Source organism: Thermaerobacter composti (assembly GCF_033582035.1).
Lineage (GTDB): Bacteria > Bacillota > Sulfobacillia > Thermaerobacterales > Thermaerobacteraceae > Thermaerobacter > Thermaerobacter composti.
On sequence record NZ_CP132508.1, the window covers coordinates 1,265,264 to 1,280,547 of the forward strand.

14 protein-coding genes are annotated in these 15,284 nt (G+C 76.4%); all 14 read left to right on the plus strand.

What is annotated here, in order from left to right:
* The first annotated feature begins 7 nt into the window (after positions 1-7).
* The 14 genes from infB (at position 8) to Q5761_RS05065 (ending at position 15,054) form a co-directional block, all read left to right on the plus strand.
* Positions 8-1,978 carry a translation initiation factor IF-2 gene (gene infB, locus Q5761_RS05000; RefSeq protein ID WP_318751613.1) on the plus strand — a complete coding sequence of 657 codons (1,971 nt, stop codon included), beginning with the start codon at positions 8-10 and terminating at the stop codon, positions 1,976-1,978.
* A 490-nt stretch (positions 1,979-2,468) separates the two neighbouring features.
* Entirely contained in the window at positions 2,469-2,756 is a 288-nt protein-coding gene (locus Q5761_RS05005; RefSeq protein WP_318751417.1) for a DUF503 domain-containing protein, read from the plus strand.
* 313 nt (positions 2,757-3,069) lie between these two features.
* Positions 3,070-3,588 (plus strand): 30S ribosome-binding factor RbfA, encoded by a 519-nt coding sequence (rbfA, locus tag Q5761_RS05010; protein ID WP_243123280.1) that lies wholly within the window; start codon positions 3,070-3,072, stop codon positions 3,586-3,588.
* Positions 3,578-4,876 carry a bifunctional oligoribonuclease/PAP phosphatase NrnA gene (locus Q5761_RS05015; protein ID WP_318751418.1) on the plus strand — a complete coding sequence of 433 codons (1,299 nt, stop codon included), beginning with the start codon at positions 3,578-3,580 and terminating at the stop codon, positions 4,874-4,876. Before rbfA ends, Q5761_RS05015 begins: the two co-directional genes overlap by 11 nt.
* Complete coding sequence (gene truB, locus Q5761_RS05020; RefSeq protein ID WP_318751419.1) at positions 4,873-5,946, plus strand: tRNA pseudouridine(55) synthase TruB; 1,074 nt, start codon at positions 4,873-4,875, stop codon at positions 5,944-5,946. The genes Q5761_RS05015 and truB overlap by 4 nt, the downstream gene beginning before the upstream one ends.
* Before the next feature lie 10 nt (positions 5,947-5,956).
* On the plus strand, positions 5,957-6,925 hold the full coding sequence (locus tag Q5761_RS05025) for a bifunctional riboflavin kinase/FAD synthetase (RefSeq protein ID WP_318751420.1): 969 nt from the start codon (positions 5,957-5,959) through the stop codon (positions 6,923-6,925).
* Positions 6,926-7,271: 346 nt separating this feature from the next.
* Complete coding sequence (rpsO, locus tag Q5761_RS05030; protein ID WP_135225347.1) at positions 7,272-7,541, plus strand: 30S ribosomal protein S15; 270 nt, start codon at positions 7,272-7,274, stop codon at positions 7,539-7,541.
* A 69-nt stretch (positions 7,542-7,610) separates the two neighbouring features.
* Positions 7,611-9,860, plus strand: a complete 2,250-nt coding sequence (locus Q5761_RS05035; RefSeq protein WP_318751421.1) for a polyribonucleotide nucleotidyltransferase — start codon at positions 7,611-7,613, stop codon at positions 9,858-9,860.
* A 155-nt stretch (positions 9,861-10,015) separates the two neighbouring features.
* The gene (locus tag Q5761_RS05040) at positions 10,016-11,308 is read left to right on the plus strand and encodes a pitrilysin family protein (protein ID WP_318751422.1); all 1,293 of its coding nucleotides are present in this window, start codon (positions 10,016-10,018) and stop codon (positions 11,306-11,308) included.
* A complete protein-coding gene (dut, locus tag Q5761_RS05045; RefSeq protein ID WP_318751423.1) occupies positions 11,305-11,937 on the plus strand; it encodes a dUTP diphosphatase in 633 nt (210 codons plus the stop codon). Before Q5761_RS05040 ends, dut begins: the two co-directional genes overlap by 4 nt.
* Before the next feature lie 242 nt (positions 11,938-12,179).
* On the plus strand, positions 12,180-12,464 hold the full coding sequence (locus Q5761_RS05050; RefSeq protein WP_318751424.1) for a YlmC/YmxH family sporulation protein: 285 nt from the start codon (positions 12,180-12,182) through the stop codon (positions 12,462-12,464).
* 66 nt (positions 12,465-12,530) lie between these two features.
* Complete coding sequence (locus tag Q5761_RS05055; RefSeq protein ID WP_318751425.1) at positions 12,531-13,025, plus strand: DUF1269 domain-containing protein; 495 nt, start codon at positions 12,531-12,533, stop codon at positions 13,023-13,025.
* 239 nt (positions 13,026-13,264) lie between these two features.
* Complete coding sequence (gene dapB / locus Q5761_RS05060; RefSeq protein WP_318751426.1) at positions 13,265-14,056, plus strand: 4-hydroxy-tetrahydrodipicolinate reductase; 792 nt, start codon at positions 13,265-13,267, stop codon at positions 14,054-14,056.
* Positions 14,057-14,061: 5 nt separating this feature from the next.
* Positions 14,062-15,054: an NAD(P)-dependent oxidoreductase gene (locus Q5761_RS05065; RefSeq protein WP_318751427.1), complete on the plus strand. Its 993-nt coding sequence runs from the start codon at positions 14,062-14,064 to the stop codon at positions 15,052-15,054.
* The last annotated feature ends 230 nt before the right edge of the window (positions 15,055-15,284 follow it).

The window sequence follows — 15,284 nt, forward strand, 5'->3', positions numbered from 1 at the left end:
TCCCGGCATGGCAGGGCGGCCCGGGGCCGGCCGTCCCGGCGGGGGTCCGGCCCGGCGGGGCGGCAAGCGCAAGGAGAAGGAGTACGTCCGCGACGAGCGGGACTTCCTGGACGAGGACGACGAGGGCAAGCTCTTCGGCGGCCGCAAGGAGGAGCGCCGGCGCCGTCGCGCCCAGGAGCAGGCCACCCACGAGATCCGGCACGGCTCGCGGGTGGGCGGTGAGGTCACGCTGACCGGCGCCGTCACCGTGGGGGCCTTCGCCGAACTCCTGGGCGTCCCCCCGGCCCAGGTGATCCAGACCCTGATCGGCATGGGGGTCATGGCCGCGATCAACCAGGAGATCGACGCCTCGGTGGCGGCCAAGGTGGCGGAGAAGTTCGGCTTCACCGTCAAGATCCAGGAGCCCGAGCCCGAGCTGGCCAAGAAGCCCGAGCCGGCGGCGGAGGAGGACGACGCGTCCCAGCTCCAGCCGCGCTGGCCGGTGGTCACGGTGCTGGGCCACGTCGACCACGGCAAGACCTCGTTGCTCGACCGGATCCGCCAGACGCGGGTCACCGACCAGGAGGCGGGCGGCATCACCCAGCACATCGGCGCCTCGGTGGTGGAGGTCGGCGACAAGAAGATCGTCTTCCTCGACACGCCGGGCCACGAGGCGTTCACCGCCCTGCGCGCCCGGGGCGCCCAGGTGACGGACATCGCGGTGCTGGTGGTGGCGGCGGACGACGGCGTCATGCCCCAGACGGTGGAGGCCATCAACCACGCCCGGGCGGCGGGCGTGCCCATCGTGGTGGCCATCACCAAGGTCGACAAGCCGGAGGCCAACCCCGAGCGCGTGCGCCAGCAGCTGACGGAGTTCAACCTGGTGCCGGAGGAGTGGGGCGGCGACACCGTCATGGTCGAGGTCTCCGCCCACACCGGCCAGGGGATCCAGGAGCTGCTGGAGATGATCCTGCTGGTGGCGGAGCTGCAGGAGCTGAAGGCCAACCCCAACCGACCCGCGCGCGGCACGGTGATCGAGGCCAAGCTGGAGCGCGGCCGGGGGCCGGTGGCCACGGTCCTGGTGCAGAACGGGACCCTGCGGGTGGGGGACGCCTTCGTCTGCGGGACGACCTACGGCCGGGTGCGCGCCCTGTTCGACGACCGCGGCCGCCCGCTCCAGGAGGCCGGCCCCTCCACGCCCGTCGAGGTGCTGGGCGCCTCGGAGGTGCCCGAGGCCGGCGACCGCCTGGAGGTGGTGGCCGACGAGCGCGAGGCCCGGGAGATCGCCGAACGGCGCCAGGAGGAGCGGCGGCAGGAGGAGCTGCGGGCGGCCCGCGGCCTGACCCTGGAGCAGTTCGCCCAGCAGGCGGCCGGGGAGGCGGGCGAGCGGGAGCTGCGGTTGGTGGTCAAGGCCGACGTGCAGGGGTCGCTGGACGCCCTGGTGCCCGCCCTGGAGCGCCTCTCCACCGACGAGGCCTACGTGCGGGTGCTGCACACGGGCCTCGGCGCCATCAGCGAGTCCGACGTGATGCTGGCGGCGGCCTCGCGGGCGATCGTCATCGGGTTCAACGTGCGCCCCGACGCCAACGCGCGGCGGGCGGCGGACCGGGAGAACGTGGAGATCCGGACGTACCGGGTGATCTACGAGCTCCTGGACGACGTGAAGAAGGCGTTGCAGGGCCTGCTCAAGCCCGAGGTGCGCGAGGTTGTCGTCGGCCAGGCGGAGGTGCGGGCCACCTTCAAGGTGCCGGGCGTGGGCACGGTGGCGGGGTGCTACGTCACCGACGGCAAGATCGCCCGCAACGCGCGGGTGCGGGTCATCCGCGACGGCACCGTGATCTACGAGGGGCGCATCGCCTCCCTGAAGCGGTTCAAGGACGACGTGCGCGAGGTCGCCCAGGGGTACGAGTGCGGCGTCGGCATCGAGCGGTTCAACGACATCAAGGAGGGCGACGTGCTGGAGGTCTTCCAGGAGCAGGAGGTGGCCCGCGCCCTCTGAGGCGCGCCCGGGCGGGCGGCGAGAACACGGATCTGCTTCCCGGGATGCCACCGGAAGGCGCGGCGCCGGGACGGGCCGCCCGCCCCGGCGGCCCGGTGCCCCGGGGCCGGCCGGGGCAGCGCCGGCGCGGGACGGCGCCGCCCCGGTGTCGAGGCCAGCGAGGCGTCCTGGCGGCGCCCCGCGAGCGCCCGGGCCCGGGCCGCAGGGTGCGCAGGCGCCCCTGGGCCGCCGGGGCGGGGTGCCCTGGAGCGACCGGGGCCAGGGGGCATGGCCGCGCGAGGCCCGGGACGCTAGCCGATGGCGGGACGCCCGGAAGCCCAGCCTAGGGGGGCCCGACGCCCTCGGGCGCGCGCCCGGCCCACGGGTCGCGGCACCCCGCGTGCCGCGGCCGCGGCACGCGGGGCCCCCCATGGCCGGCGCACGGCGCCCGCCATGGTCCCGGTCGACCGGCGCGTGACCCCGCCGAGACGGCGGGCCGGGAGGTGGCGGCATGCCAGCCTTCGTTGGACTCTGCCGGGTGACGCTGGCGGTTCCCGGCAGCACCTCCCTGAAGGACAAGCGGCGGGTGCTCCGCAGCATCCTGGACAGGCTGCGCCAGCGGTACGCCCTGGCGGTGGCGGAGGTCGGCTCCCAGGAGGCGTGGCAACGGGCGGAGGTCGCCTTCGCCTGCGTCAGCAGCGAGGCCCGCCGCTGTGAGGCCATCCTGGAGGAGTGCCTCCGCTGGCTGGAGACCCGATCGGACATCGAGCTGCTGGAGGTCGACAGGGAGATCCTCTGACGGGGTGCCGCGGGACCCTCTCGCCCCGCGGGATGTCGATCCCGCGCCGGCCGCGGGGGAGGGCTGGGGCGCGGGGGACCGGCCGCGGGAAGCGCCGAGCACGGGGCGCGGTCGGGGAGGCCCTAGCCGCGGGGGGCTGCGGGGCCGGCGCAGCGCCCCCCGGCGCGGGCGGGCCGTCCCCTCCCGCGGCCGGCGGGCGCGGCCTTGTCGCCCGGGGCGGGAGGGGGCCGCGGCCGCGAGGCCCGCACGGTCATCCGGGCTGCCGCGTCCCGGCCGCATCCTGGGACCCGGCGCCGGGGAAGGCGGCGGTGGGGTGCGGCGGACCATGCGGGGGCAGGTGATGGGCGTGTCGGTGAAGCGCCGCGAACGGATCGCCGATGCCATCCAGGAGGCGCTGGCGGAGATCCTGCGTCGCGTCAAGGATCCACGGGTGGGCATGGTGGGCGTGACCGGCGTCGAGCTCTCCCCCGACCTCCGTCACGCCAAGGTCCGCATCAGCGTCATCGGCGACGATGCGGCCCGCCAGCGGGCCATGGAGGGCCTCGAGCGGGCGCGCGGGTTCATCCGCTCGGAGCTGGGCCGCGCCGTCCGGCTGCGCCACGTGCCCGAGCTGGACTTCCGCCTCGACGAGTCGGCCGCCTACAGCGTGCGCATCGCCCAGCTCCTGCGCCAGATTCGGGCCCAGGAGGCCGGAACGGCCCCGGCGGGTCCCGCGGGCGGTGCGGGCGGGGCGGAAGGGGACCGCGAGGCGACGTCGGCGGGGTCCGGCGCCGGGGCCGGTGGGGCGGACGGCGGTGGCGAGGGACCGAGGGGGCAGGCGGATGGTCGGTGACCGGGGAGGCGCCATGGGACCGGAGGGGGCTCGCGGGACGGCGTCGGGCGGGTCGGCCGGCCCGGCCGGCGAGGGCGGCCCGGAGGCGGTCGTCGGGCGCCACCCGGTCGGCGGCCGCCCCGATCCCCACACCCCGTCGCCGGCTGCCGTGCCCCCTCCAGGGGAGCGGCCGGTGACGGCGGCCGGGGCGGGCGCCGCGGCCGCGGCTGGCGAGGGCGGGGGCGGTGCCGACGTCCCGCCGGGGAACGGCGGGTTCGCCCAGGTGGTGGCGGCCCTCCGGGCCGGGCGCCGGTTCGCCCTCTTCCTCCACCTCTCGCCCGACGGCGACAGCATCGGTTCCACCCTCGCCCTGGGACTCGCCCTGGAGCGGCTGGGCAAGCGGACGATCTGGGTGGGGGCGGACCTGCCCGGGGAGGCCTACCGATTCCTGCCCGGCGGCGACCGCTTCCGCCTGTGGAACGAGGTGGAGGAGGACTGGTCGCAGTACGACGCGGCCATCCTGCTCGACTGTGCCGACCTGGACCGCGTCGGCCCGGCGCGGTCGGCCATCGAGCGCATCGGCCGGATCATCAACGTGGACCACCACCCCTCCAACCGCCGGTACGGCGACGTCAACTACATCGAACCCTCGGCGGCCGCGGTGGGGGAGATCACCGCGCGCCTGATCGACGCGCTGGGGGTGCCCCTGGACGCCGCCATGGCGTACGGGATCTACACGGCGATCCTGACGGACACCGGCTCGTTCCAGTACGAGAACACCCGGCCCGAGACGCTGCGGCTGGCGGCGCGGCTGCTGGAGCTGGGCGTCGAGCCCCAGCGGGTGGCCCAGTCGGTCTTCGAGCAGCGGCCGCTGCGCGTGCTGCGGCTGCTGCGGGAGGCGCTGGGGACGCTGGAGGTGGGGGCCGGGGGTCGCCTGGCCTGGATGACCGTCTCCCGCGCCATGATGGACAGGGTCGGCGCCCAGCGCGGCGACACCGAGGGCTTCGTCAACTACCCGCGCTCCCTGGCCGGCGTCGAGGTCGCCCTGCTCTTCGTCGAGGAGCCCGACGGGCGGGTGCGCGTCAGCTGGCGCTCGAGCCACGAGGTGGACGTCAGCCAGCTGGCCGCCCGCTTCGGCGGCGGGGGGCACGCCCGGGCGGCGGGGTGCACCCTGCCGGGTCCCCTGGACAAGGTGCGGGTGCAGGTGCTGCGGGACGTGGTGCGCCATCTGGAGGAACGGGCCGCATCCGGCGGTCCGGCGCCCGACGCCGGCCGCGGCGGGGTCGCCGGGCGGGAGGAGCGGCCGTGACCGCCGGGCGCGGAGCGGCGGGCGGCGTCCGGCGCCCCCGTGCCGCGACGCCGATCGAGGGGATCGTCCCGGTGCTCAAGCCGCCGGGCATGACCTCCCACGACGTGGTGGACGCGTGCCGGCGGCTCTTCGGGATCCGCCGCGTCGGCCACGCGGGGACCCTGGACCCCGCCGCCGCCGGCGTGCTGGTGGTGTGCCTGGGGACGGCCACGCGGCTCGCCGAGTACCTGAGCGACGCCGTCAAGGCGTACCGCGCCGAGATCTGGCTCGGCGTGGGCACGGACAGCCACGACAGCGAGGGACGGCTGACGGACCGGCGGCCGGCGCCGGCTGCGGACCCGGGCCTCGACGAGGGCCGCCTGCGGGCGGCGCTGGACCGCCGCCGGGGACCGCAGCTGCAGGTGCCGCCGGCGGTGTCGGCGGTCCACCAGCAGGGGGAGCGGGCCTACCGGCGCCATCGCCAGGGCCGGTCGGTGGCGCTCCCGCCCCGACCGGTGACCATCCACCGCCTGGAGCTCCGGGCCTGGTGGCCGGGCCCCTTCCCGCGCCTGCTGGTGGATGTGGTCTGCAGCAAGGGCACCTACGTGCGCGCCCTGGCCCGGGACCTGGGTGCCGACCTGGGCCGGCCGGCCACGCTGGCGGCTCTGATCCGGACCGCCCAGGGGCCCTTCGCGCTGGCGGACGCCGTCACCCTGGAAGACCTGGGCCGGGCCCTGGCGGCGGGCGAGGGACGCCGCCTCGTGTTGCCGCCCGCGCGAGCCCTGGCCTTCCTGCCCGCCTGGGTGCTGGACGACACCGACGCCCGGCGGGTGGCCCACGGCGGCCGGCCGCGGCCCCGCCCCCACCCCTGGGACGAACCGGCCGACCGGTCCGTCCTGGCGGCCGTGGCGGCGGGCGACGCCGGGGCCCCGGCCGCCAGGGCAGGGGCCCCGGGCGGGCGGGTGCGCTTGCTGGACGGGGGCGGCCGCTTGCTGGCCGTGGCCCGGCTGGAGCGCGAGGACGCCGGCTGGCGGGCGATCCCCGAGCGGGTGCTGGGCGGCGCGGCCGGTTCGTCCGCGCGACGAGACTAGGGGAGAGGGCATGGAGATCGTCCACGGCATCGAGAACTGGTCGCCGTCGGGGCCGACGTGCGTCGCCATCGGCACCTTCGACGGGGTGCACCGGGGTCACCAGGCCCTGCTGCGCGGTGCCGTCGCCGCCGCCCGCGCCCAGCACGCCGTGGCGGTGGCGCTGACCTTCGACCCGCACCCGCTGGCCGTGCTGGCCCCCCAGCGCCTGCCGCCGCTCCTCGGCACGCTGGAGGACCGGCTGGCCCTGTTCGCGGCCCTGGGCGTGGATCGCGCCCTGGTGGCGCGGTTCGACCGGCACCTGGCGCGCACCACCGCCGAGGCGTTCACCCGCGACGTGCTGGCGGGCCGCCTCCAGGCGCGGGCGGTGTTCGTCGGGTACAACTTCCGCTTCGGCCGCGACGGCGCCGGCACCCCCGCCGACCTGGAGCGGTGGGGCCGGCGGTGGGGCTTCTGGACCCATGTGGTGCCGCCGGTGCGCATCGGCCGTCAGGCCGTCTCCAGCAGCTGGATCCGCGGCGCCCTGGAGATGGGCGAGGTGGAGGCCGCCGCCCAGGGGCTGGACCGCCTCTACTCGGTGACGGGCCGGGTGATCCGGGGCGCGGGGCGCGGCGCCAGCCTGGGATTCCCCACGGCGAACCTGGAGGTGCCGGCGGGGCTGGCCCTGCCGGCCCCGGGGGTCTACGCCGTGTGGGTGCGGGTGGGCGGGGCGCTGCATCGCGGGGTGGCGAACTTGGGGCGCCGGCCGACCTTCGGCGGCGGCGAGCTGCGCCTGGAGGTCCACCTGCTGGACGTGGCCGTCCCGCTCTACGGGCAGCGGATCCGGGTGGGCTTCGTGCGCCGGCTGCGGGAGGAGCGGCGCTTCGCGGGGCCTGCACAGCTGGCGGAGCAGATCCGTCGCGACGTGGCCGCCGCCCGCCAGATCCTGCAGGAGCCGCCGACGGCGGACCCGCTGCTGGGCACGGCGACGCCGGGCGACTAGCGGGCCCGCGCCGGGCGGCGCGTCCCGCGGTCCCGGTGGGCGGCGGGCGGGCCGGCGCGCCCCCGCGACCCCGGTCCGTGGCGGGACCGGCGCGGCCCCGCGATCCCGGTCAGCGGGCGGCGGATGGGCGGGCGCGCCCGTGGGTGCCGGCCCCGTTTGCCAACGGCGCCGGACCGCTGTTACAATCGTTTCGACCTGGAGGCGGGCGCGACCGTCCTGCGGCCCTGGGCGGGGCGGTCGGACTCGGATCGGGCCTGCGGCGGCGATCCCCCGGCGAGGCCGGCCGTTCCTCCGGCGGCGGCGTGGCCGGGCGGGGATGCCGGGGCCCTTTGAAGGAGGAGCCGCGATGGCGCTGAGCCAGGAGCGCAAGCAGCAGCTGATCAGGGAGTTCGCGCAGCACGAGCAGGACACCGGCTCGCCGGAGGTCCAGGTGGCGATCCTGACCGAGCGGATCAACGAGCTGACCGAGCACCTGCGCCGCCACAAGAAGGACCACCACTCGCGCCGCGGCCTGCTCAAGATGGTGGGGAAGCGGCGTCGCCTGCTGCAGTACCTGAAGCGTCGCGACGCCGAGCGGTACCAGGCCCTGATCACACGCCTGGGCCTGCGGCGCTGAGTTCGTCGGCGAGAGCGGGCGCGCCGCCCGCTCTCGCCTTTGTCGGGAGGGAGGGCCAGAAGGCAGGCGATGGAGAGCCACGCAACGGAGGTCAAGAAGGTCTTCCGCACCGAGCTGGCCGGCCGCCCGCTGGTGGTGGAGATCGGGCAGCTGGCCCAGCAGGCCAACGGCAGCGCCCTGGTGCGCTACGGCGATACGGTGATCCTGGCCACGGCGACGGCCTCCAAGGAGCCGCGCCAGGGCATCGACTTCTTCCCGCTGCGGGTGGACTGGGAGGAGCGGCTGTACGCGGCCGGGCGCATCCCGGGCTCCTTCTTCCGCCGCGAGGGCAAGCCCAGCGAGCGCGCCATCCTCTCGGGGCGGCTGACGGACCGGCCGCTGCGGCCCCTGTTCCCCAAGGGGTACCGCAACGAGGTGCAGATCATCGTCACCACCCTGTCCTACGACGACGACTGCTCGCCGGAGATCGCCGGCATCATCGGCGCGTCGGTGGCGCTGGGCATCTCCGACATCCCCTGGAACGGCCCCGTGGGGGCCGTGGAGGTCGGGCTGCTGGACGGGGAGCTGGTGATCAATCCCACCGCCGCCCAGCGGGAGCACAGCCGGCTGGACCTGACGGTGGCCGGGACCCGGGACGCCATCAACATGGTGGAGGCCGGCGCCCACCAGGTGCCGGAGGCCACCATCCTCGACGCCATCTTCCGCGGCCACGAGGAGATCCAGCGCCTGGTGGCGTTCCAGGAGGCCATCATCGCCCAGTGCGGCAAGCCCAAGGCGCAGCCGCCGCTCTACGAGCCCGATCCGGCCATCGCCGTGGCGGTGCGCACGCGGTACGCCGAGCGCCTGCGGGCGGCCATCAACCACCCGGACAAGCAGGCCCGCGAGCAGGCGGTGGAGGAGGTCAAGAAGGCCGCCCTGGAGGAGCTGCTGGCCGAGTTCCCCGAGGGCGAGATGGACATCAAGCACGTGCTGGACGATGTGCTCAAGGAGATCGTGCGGCGGCAGATCCTGGAGGAGGGGATCCGCCCCGACGGCCGCCGGCCTGATGAGATCCGACCCATCCACGTGGAGGTCGGCCTGTTGCCGCGGGCCCACGGCTCGGGCCTCTTCCAGCGCGGGCAGACCCAGGTGCTGACCGTCGCCTCCCTGGGCGCCCCCGGGGACCGGCAGATGCTGGACACCCTGGGCCAGATCGAGGAGTTCAAGCGATACATGCACCACTACAACTTCCCGCCCTACAGCACCGGCGAGGTGGCGCCGCTGCGGGCCCCGAGCCGGCGGGAGATCGGCCACGGCGCGTTGGCGGAGCGGGCACTGGTGCCGGTTCTTCCCGACGAGTTGGAGTTCCCCTACACCATCCGGCTGGTCTCCGAGGTGCTCAGCTCCAACGGCTCCACCTCCATGGCCAGCACCTGCGGCAGCACCCTGGCGCTGATGGACGCCGGCGTGCCGATCAAGGCGCCGGTGGCCGGCGTGGCCATGGGCCTGATCAAGGAAGGCGACCGCTTCGTCGTGCTGACGGACATCCAGGGCATCGAGGACCAGCTGGGCGACATGGACTTCAAGGTCGCCGGCACCCGCGAGGGCGTCACGGCGATCCAGATGGACATCAAGATCGCCGGCGTCGACCGCGCGGTGCTGGAGAAGGCCCTGGAGCAGGCGCGGGTCGGGCGGCTCCACATCCTGGAGAAGATGCTGGCGGTCATCGACAAGCCGCGGCCCGAGCTGTCGCCCTACGCGCCGCGGATCATCATCATGCAGATCCCGGTGGAGAAGATCCGCGAGGTCATCGGGCCCGGCGGCCGCATCGTCAACCGCATCGCCGACGAGTGCGGCGTCAAGATCGACATCGAGGACGACGGCAAGGTCTACATCTCCGCCCAGACCCAGCAGGGCGGCCAGAAGGCCAAGGAGTGGATCGAGCAGATCGTCGCCGACGTGGAGGTGGGCAGCGTCTACCTGGGCAAGGTGACGCGGCTCATGAGCTTCGGCGCCTTCGTCGAGATCCTGCCGGGGAAGGAAGGGCTCGTGCACGTCTCCCGGCTGGCGCCGCAGCGGGTGCCCAGGGTGGAGGACATGGTGCGCCCCGGGGACACCGTCCTGGTCAAGGTCGTGGAGATCGACGACCTCGGGCGGGTCAACCTCTCCCGCAAGGACGCGCTGGCGGAGCAGCCGGAGAAGCGGCACATGGAGCAGTTGAGCGGACCCCGGGCCCACGACTTCGATCAGCCCGTGCCGGTCGGCGGTGGCCGCCGCGGGCCCGCGGGCCACAACGGGCGACCCGGCGGGCCGGGTCCCCGCGGGCGACGGCGCCGCTAGGCGCGGGATGGGCCGGGCCCGGCGCCGCCGGCGAGTGGTGGCGGGCGGGGGCGGAGGCCAGACGGCGGGAGGCCTCTCGGGGCGATGGGTGAAGCTTCCCTTGACGGGAAGCTTTTTCGTTGCCGGCCGCGGCCACGCGGCAAGGAGGGCTTGGCATGGAGGGGGCGCGAGGGATGACGGCGGGCACGGTGTCCACGCAGTACCGCGTCACCACGCTGCCCAGCGGGCTGCGGGTGGTGAGCGAGACGGTGCCGGGCGTCCGCTCCGTCACCGTGGGCGTGTGGTTCCGCACCGGTTCCCGGGACGAACCGGACGAGCGGGCGGGCATCGCCCACCTGCTGGAACACATGACCTTCAAGGGCACCGAGACCCGCACCGCCCGGGAGCTGGCCGAGGTGGTCGACCGGGTGGGCGGTCAGATCAACGCATATACCTCCAAGGAGGACACCTCCTTCTACATCCGCGTGCTCGACGAGCACTTCGGCCTGGCCATGGAGGTGCTGGCCGACATGCTCCTCCGCTCCCGGTTCGACCCCGCGGACCTGGAGCGGGAGAAGCGGGTGATCCTGGAAGAGATCAAGATGTACGAGGACGATCCCGAGGACGTGGTCCAGGACCTGGTGGTCCAGACCCTGTGGCCGGGCCATCCCCTGGGTCGACCGGTGATCGGCTGGGAGTCGACCGTGGCCGCCGTCGACCGCGCGGCGCTGGTGGACTTCTGGCGTCAGCACTACGAGCCGGGTCGCACGGTGATCGCCGTGGCCGGCCACGTCGAGCACGGGCGGGTGCTGGAGGAGGTGGAGCGCTGGTTCGCGGGCTGGCGGCGGACCGGTGCGCCCACCCGCCCGCGGCCCCCGGCGCCGCAGCGCGCCGAGGCGTGGCGCCAGAAGCCCATCGAACAGGTCCACCTGTGCGTCGCGGCGCCCGCCGCCGCCTACGGCAGCGACGACCTCTACCCCGAACTGGTGTTGACCAACATCCTGGGCGGGACGTCCAGCTCCCGGCTCTTCCAGGTGATCCGGGAGGACCACGGCCTGGCCTATTCGGTCTACACCTTCCACGGCGGCTACTCCGACACGGGGCTCTTCGGCATCTACGCCGCCACCAGCCCGGAGACGGCCGCGCGCGTCCTGGAGCTGATCGGGCAGGAGTGCCGCAAGGTGCGGCGGGAAGGGGTGACGGCGGACGAACTGGCCCGGACGCGGGATCAGATCAAGGCGAACCTGCTCATGGGGCTGGAGAGCACGGGCCAGCGGATGAACCGGCTCGGGCGCACCCTGTTGATGCTGGGCCGCGTGGTGACGGTGGAGGAAGTGGTGGCGCGCATCGAGGCGGTGACCGCCGACCAGGTGGTGGCGGCGGCGGAGCGCCTGCTGGACCCCGAGCGATGGGCTGTGGCGGGGACCGGGCCGGCCCCATCCATGGCCCTGAGGGAGGGGCTGGCATGAGCCGACGCGAGGGGCGGCCCCGAGGCGCGGCGCCGGGCGGCGTCGACGGGGAGGGCGGCCCCCAGGCGGCGGGCCCGCCCCCGGGGGCCGCGCCGGCTCCCATGACGGCCGGCGGGGTGCCGCCGGCGGGCCGGGAGGCGGCCGGCGTGGCGACCGCGGCCGGCGCCGCGGACGCCCCGACAGGTGGTGCTGCCGTGACGGTGGCCGTGCGGCGGCTCCACCCGCGGGCGCGACTGCCGGTCTACGCCACCGAGCTGGCCGCCGGGTGCGATCTCGCGGCCGCGCTGGATGCGCCGGTGGAGGTGCCGCCGGGAGGGACCTGCCGCATCCCCACCGGGATCGCCATCGCCCTGCCGCCGGGCTTCGAGGCCCAGGTGCGGCCGCGCAGCGGGCTGGCGGCGCGCCACGGGCTGACGGTGCTCAACGCGCCGGGCACCATCGACGCCGACTACCGCGGGGAGATCCAGGTGCTGCTGGTCAACCTGGGCAGGGAGACGGTGCGGGTGGAGCCCGGCGACCGCATCGCCCAGCTGGTGGTGGCGCCGGTGGCCCGGGCCCGGTTCGTCGAGGTCTCGGCGCTGCCGCCGACCGCCCGCGGCGAGGGCGGCTTCGGCAGCACCGGGCGGTAGTCGCCGCCGCGGCCGCGTCGGCGCCGGCGCCCGGTGGCGCGGGCGCCGCAGGGCGGCGCGGCGGCCGGCGGGACGCGCGTCCGCACCCCGCGGGCCCGTGCGGCCGGCCGTCGAGCCGGCGGCGGTCGCGCGCGGCTCCGCGGGCGTCCGCTCCGGGGCGGCGCGGCCGGCTGGCGGTGGCCGGCGGCGGTAGGCGGCGGCGGGCGGCGCCGGGCCGGGCGGGCGACGGGGATGGGATCGGCATGCGCTGGAGCCAGCTGGCCGGCAAGGAGATCATCGACATCACCCACGCCCGCCGGCTGGGTCGCGTGGCCGATGCCGACCTGGTCTTCGACCCGGCGACGGGCCAGGTGCTGGAACTGCGGCTGGCCGGGCCGCCCCGCCCCTTCTGGCGCGGCGGCCGGCGGATCCTGGCGGTGCCCTGGTCGGCCATCCGCCGCATCGGGGACGACCTGGTCCTGGTCGAACTGCCGCCCGCGCCGCCCGCCCCGTCGGAGGGCGGGGCGGGCGGCGCGGGGGCGCATTAGGGCCGCAGGCCGGGTGCAGGCTACCACCGGGTGCCCGGCAGCGGGCACCGGAAGGGGGTAGCACGCTTGGCCAAGACGGTCATCGGGTCCTTCGCCACCCGGCAGCAGGCCGAGGCGGCGGTGGAGGCCCTCAAGGCGCGGGGGGTCGAGGAGCAGGAGGTCTCCCTGGTCTCCCGGCGCGAGGGCGGTGAGGGCGCCCGCCAGGGCGAGGCGTCCTTCGCCAACCAGTCGCTGAGCGAGGGCACCGCCTGGGGTGCGGGCATCGGCGCCGGGGCGGGCCTGTTGGCGTCGGCCGGCGCCCTGGCCATCCCCGGGATCGGTCCCCTGGTGGCGGCCGGCCCGCTGGCGGCGACCCTGTCGGGCGCTGCGGCGGGCGGCCTGGCCGGCGGCCTGATGGACTGGGGCATCCCGGAGGCGGACGCGCGCGAGTTCGAGAACAAGGTCCGCCAGGGCCGGACCCTGTGCGCCGTGCGCTGCCAGGACGCCCAGGTCAACGAGGTCGCCCAGGTGCTGCGCCAGCACGGGGCGGCCGACGTCAAGACCCATCCCGCGACGCGCTGAACCGACCATCGCCCCCTCCGCCCCGTCGCCGCAGCGGCGGGGGCCGCCGGCTCGCCCGCGGCGCTCCGGGTCCCGCCCGGAGCGCCGCGGGGCCTTTGCGGGGCGTCGCAGGCGTTATAATCGAAGAGATTGGGACCCGAGCCGCCGCACCGGGCCGGCGTCGCGGCGCCCCTGGCGGGGAGGCGCGGCGTGCCTCCCGCCGCCGGCCGGACGGGTCGGCGGCCGCGGAGGGATGGGGCATGGTCCGCGTCATCGTGTGCGGCGCCACCGGCAAGACGGGCAGCGCCATCACCCGGGGGCTCCTGGCCGAGGCCGACATCCAGGTGGTGGGCGCGGTGGCCGCCCACGCGGCGCCCGACGTGGGCGTGGAGGTGGGGGCCGGCCCGACGGGGGTGCCGCTGGACACCGACCTGGCGGCCGTGCTGGACCGGACGGCCGCCGACGTGCTGGTCGACTTCACGGTCGCTCCCGTGGCGGAGCACCACCTGCGCATCGCGGTCGAACACGGCATCGCCCCCGTGGTGGGCACCACCGGGCTCTCCCAGGAGGCGCTGGTCGCCCTGGAGGACGCCTGCCGCCAGCGGCGGCTGGGGGCCGCCGTCATCGCCAACTTCTCCATCGGCGCAATGCTCCTCGCCCAGTTCGCCGCCCTGGCGGCGGAGCTCCTGCCCGACGCCGAGATCGTCGAACTGCACCACGATCGCAAGCGCGACCGGCCGTCGGGCACCGCCCTGCGCCTCCGCCAGCGGCTCGCGGCGGTGGCCGGTCGGGAGGTGCCCATCCACAGCGTGCGGCTGCCCGGGCTGGTGGCCCACCATCGGGTGGTCTTCGGCGGGCGCGGCGAGGTGCTCACCCTGGCCCACGACAGCTTGAGCCGGGAGTCCTTCGTGCCGGGCGTGCTCCTGGCCGTGCGGCACGTGCGCGAGCTGGCCGGGCGCGTGGTCTACGACCTGGAGGAGCTGGTGGCGTTGTCCGCGGAGGGCGGCGGCGAGCCGGGGCGGACGGCCCCGGCTCGCCGCCGGCGGGGGTGAGGCCGGTGGCCGGTGGGCCGCCGGCGAGCCCGGGCGGGCTCGCCGGCGGCCCGGCGACCCGCGGGGCCGGGGTGGGCGGCCCGGCGCCGGCCGCCCACCCCGGCAGGGCCGCCGACGCGGCGGAGCGCAGGGTCGTCGCGGTGGTCACCACCGACGAGCGGCAGGTGGCCTGTGCCCGCCACCTGGCCCAACGCGGCTGGCCCGTGCGGGTCTGGGGACAGCCGGTAGACGGGCTGCCGGGTGGGGCCGACCCCGCCGCCCTGGACGGCGCGGCGGTGGTGGTGGGGCCGGTGACGGGCCCGCCCACCGCCGGCCAGCTGGCGACGGCGGGCGCCCGCTGGCTCGAGCCCGGCGCCTGGCCGCTGGCGCGGGGCGTGCTCTACGTCGGCGGCCGGCCGGGACCGGCGATCCAGGCGGCGGTGGCCGCGGCCGGCGGCCGGTGCTACGACATCCTGGCCGACGCCGCCTTCGCCGAGGCCAACGCCTGGCCGACGGCGGAGGGCGCCGTCCTGCGGGCCCAGCAGCTGGACCGCCAGGTGGTGGGCGGGCGGCCGGCGGCGGTCCTGGGCTACGGCCGCTGCGGTCGCGCCCTGGTGCGGCTGCTCCAGGGCTTCGGCTGCCCGGTGACGGTGGTCGCCCGCCGCGAGGAGGCGCGCCGTGAGGCGGCGGCGACCGGCGCGGTGGCGGTGCCGCCGGCGCGCTTGGTGGAGGTGCTGGCGGCGGTCGAGCTGGTCTTCAACACCGTGCCGGCCCTCCTCTTGGGCGACGCGGAGCTGGCCGCCCTGCGGCCGGGGGCGCTGGTCGTCGACATCGCCTCCCATCCCGGCGGCGTGGACTGGGCCGCGGCGCGCCGCCGGGGGGTCCGGGCCCACCTGGAGCTCGGCCTGCCGGCCCGGTTCTTCCCCGTGACGGCGGGTCGCATCCTGGCCGACTGCGTGGAGCGGCTCGCGCAGGGCGTCCCCGGCGAGACCGCCGGCGGGAGCCCGCGCCCCGCGTGAGCCCGTGGCCTCGGCCCGCCGCCGGGCCCCCCGATGCCGGTCCATGCCCGCGCATCTGGACGCCGATCCACGTCCGCGCGCCCCTCCGGCCGACGCCGCGCGCCCGCCGGCGCCGGCCGCGGTCCGAGCCGTGGGCGCGGATCCGCGCCGTCAGGAAACCTGACGCGGACGCGCCCGAATCCGCCCCCTCCCGGTGACCCGCCGGGGGCCGGCGCCATATTGTGCCGATG

What these genes read in the sequence shown, in the direction of transcription:
- infB (WP_318751613.1), top strand. Translation starts at nt 8, where the DNA reads ATGGCAGGGCGGCCCGGGGCCGGCCGTCCCGGCGGGGGTCCGGCCCGG.
- Q5761_RS05005 (WP_318751417.1), top strand. Translation starts at nt 2,469, where the DNA reads ATGCCAGCCTTCGTTGGACTCTGCCGGGTGACGCTGGCGGTTCCCGGC.
- Q5761_RS05015 (WP_318751418.1), top strand. Translation starts at nt 3,578, where the DNA reads ATGGTCGGTGACCGGGGAGGCGCCATGGGACCGGAGGGGGCTCGCGGG.
- Q5761_RS05025 (WP_318751420.1), top strand. Translation starts at nt 5,957, where the DNA reads ATGGAGATCGTCCACGGCATCGAGAACTGGTCGCCGTCGGGGCCGACG.
- rpsO (WP_135225347.1), top strand. Translation starts at nt 7,272, where the DNA reads ATGGCGCTGAGCCAGGAGCGCAAGCAGCAGCTGATCAGGGAGTTCGCG.
- Q5761_RS05035 (WP_318751421.1), top strand. Translation starts at nt 7,611, where the DNA reads ATGGAGAGCCACGCAACGGAGGTCAAGAAGGTCTTCCGCACCGAGCTG.
- Q5761_RS05040 (WP_318751422.1), top strand. Translation starts at nt 10,016, where the DNA reads ATGGAGGGGGCGCGAGGGATGACGGCGGGCACGGTGTCCACGCAGTAC.
- dut (WP_318751423.1), top strand. Translation starts at nt 11,305, where the DNA reads ATGAGCCGACGCGAGGGGCGGCCCCGAGGCGCGGCGCCGGGCGGCGTC.
- Q5761_RS05050 (WP_318751424.1), top strand. Translation starts at nt 12,180, where the DNA reads ATGCGCTGGAGCCAGCTGGCCGGCAAGGAGATCATCGACATCACCCAC.
- dapB (WP_318751426.1), top strand. Translation starts at nt 13,265, where the DNA reads ATGGTCCGCGTCATCGTGTGCGGCGCCACCGGCAAGACGGGCAGCGCC.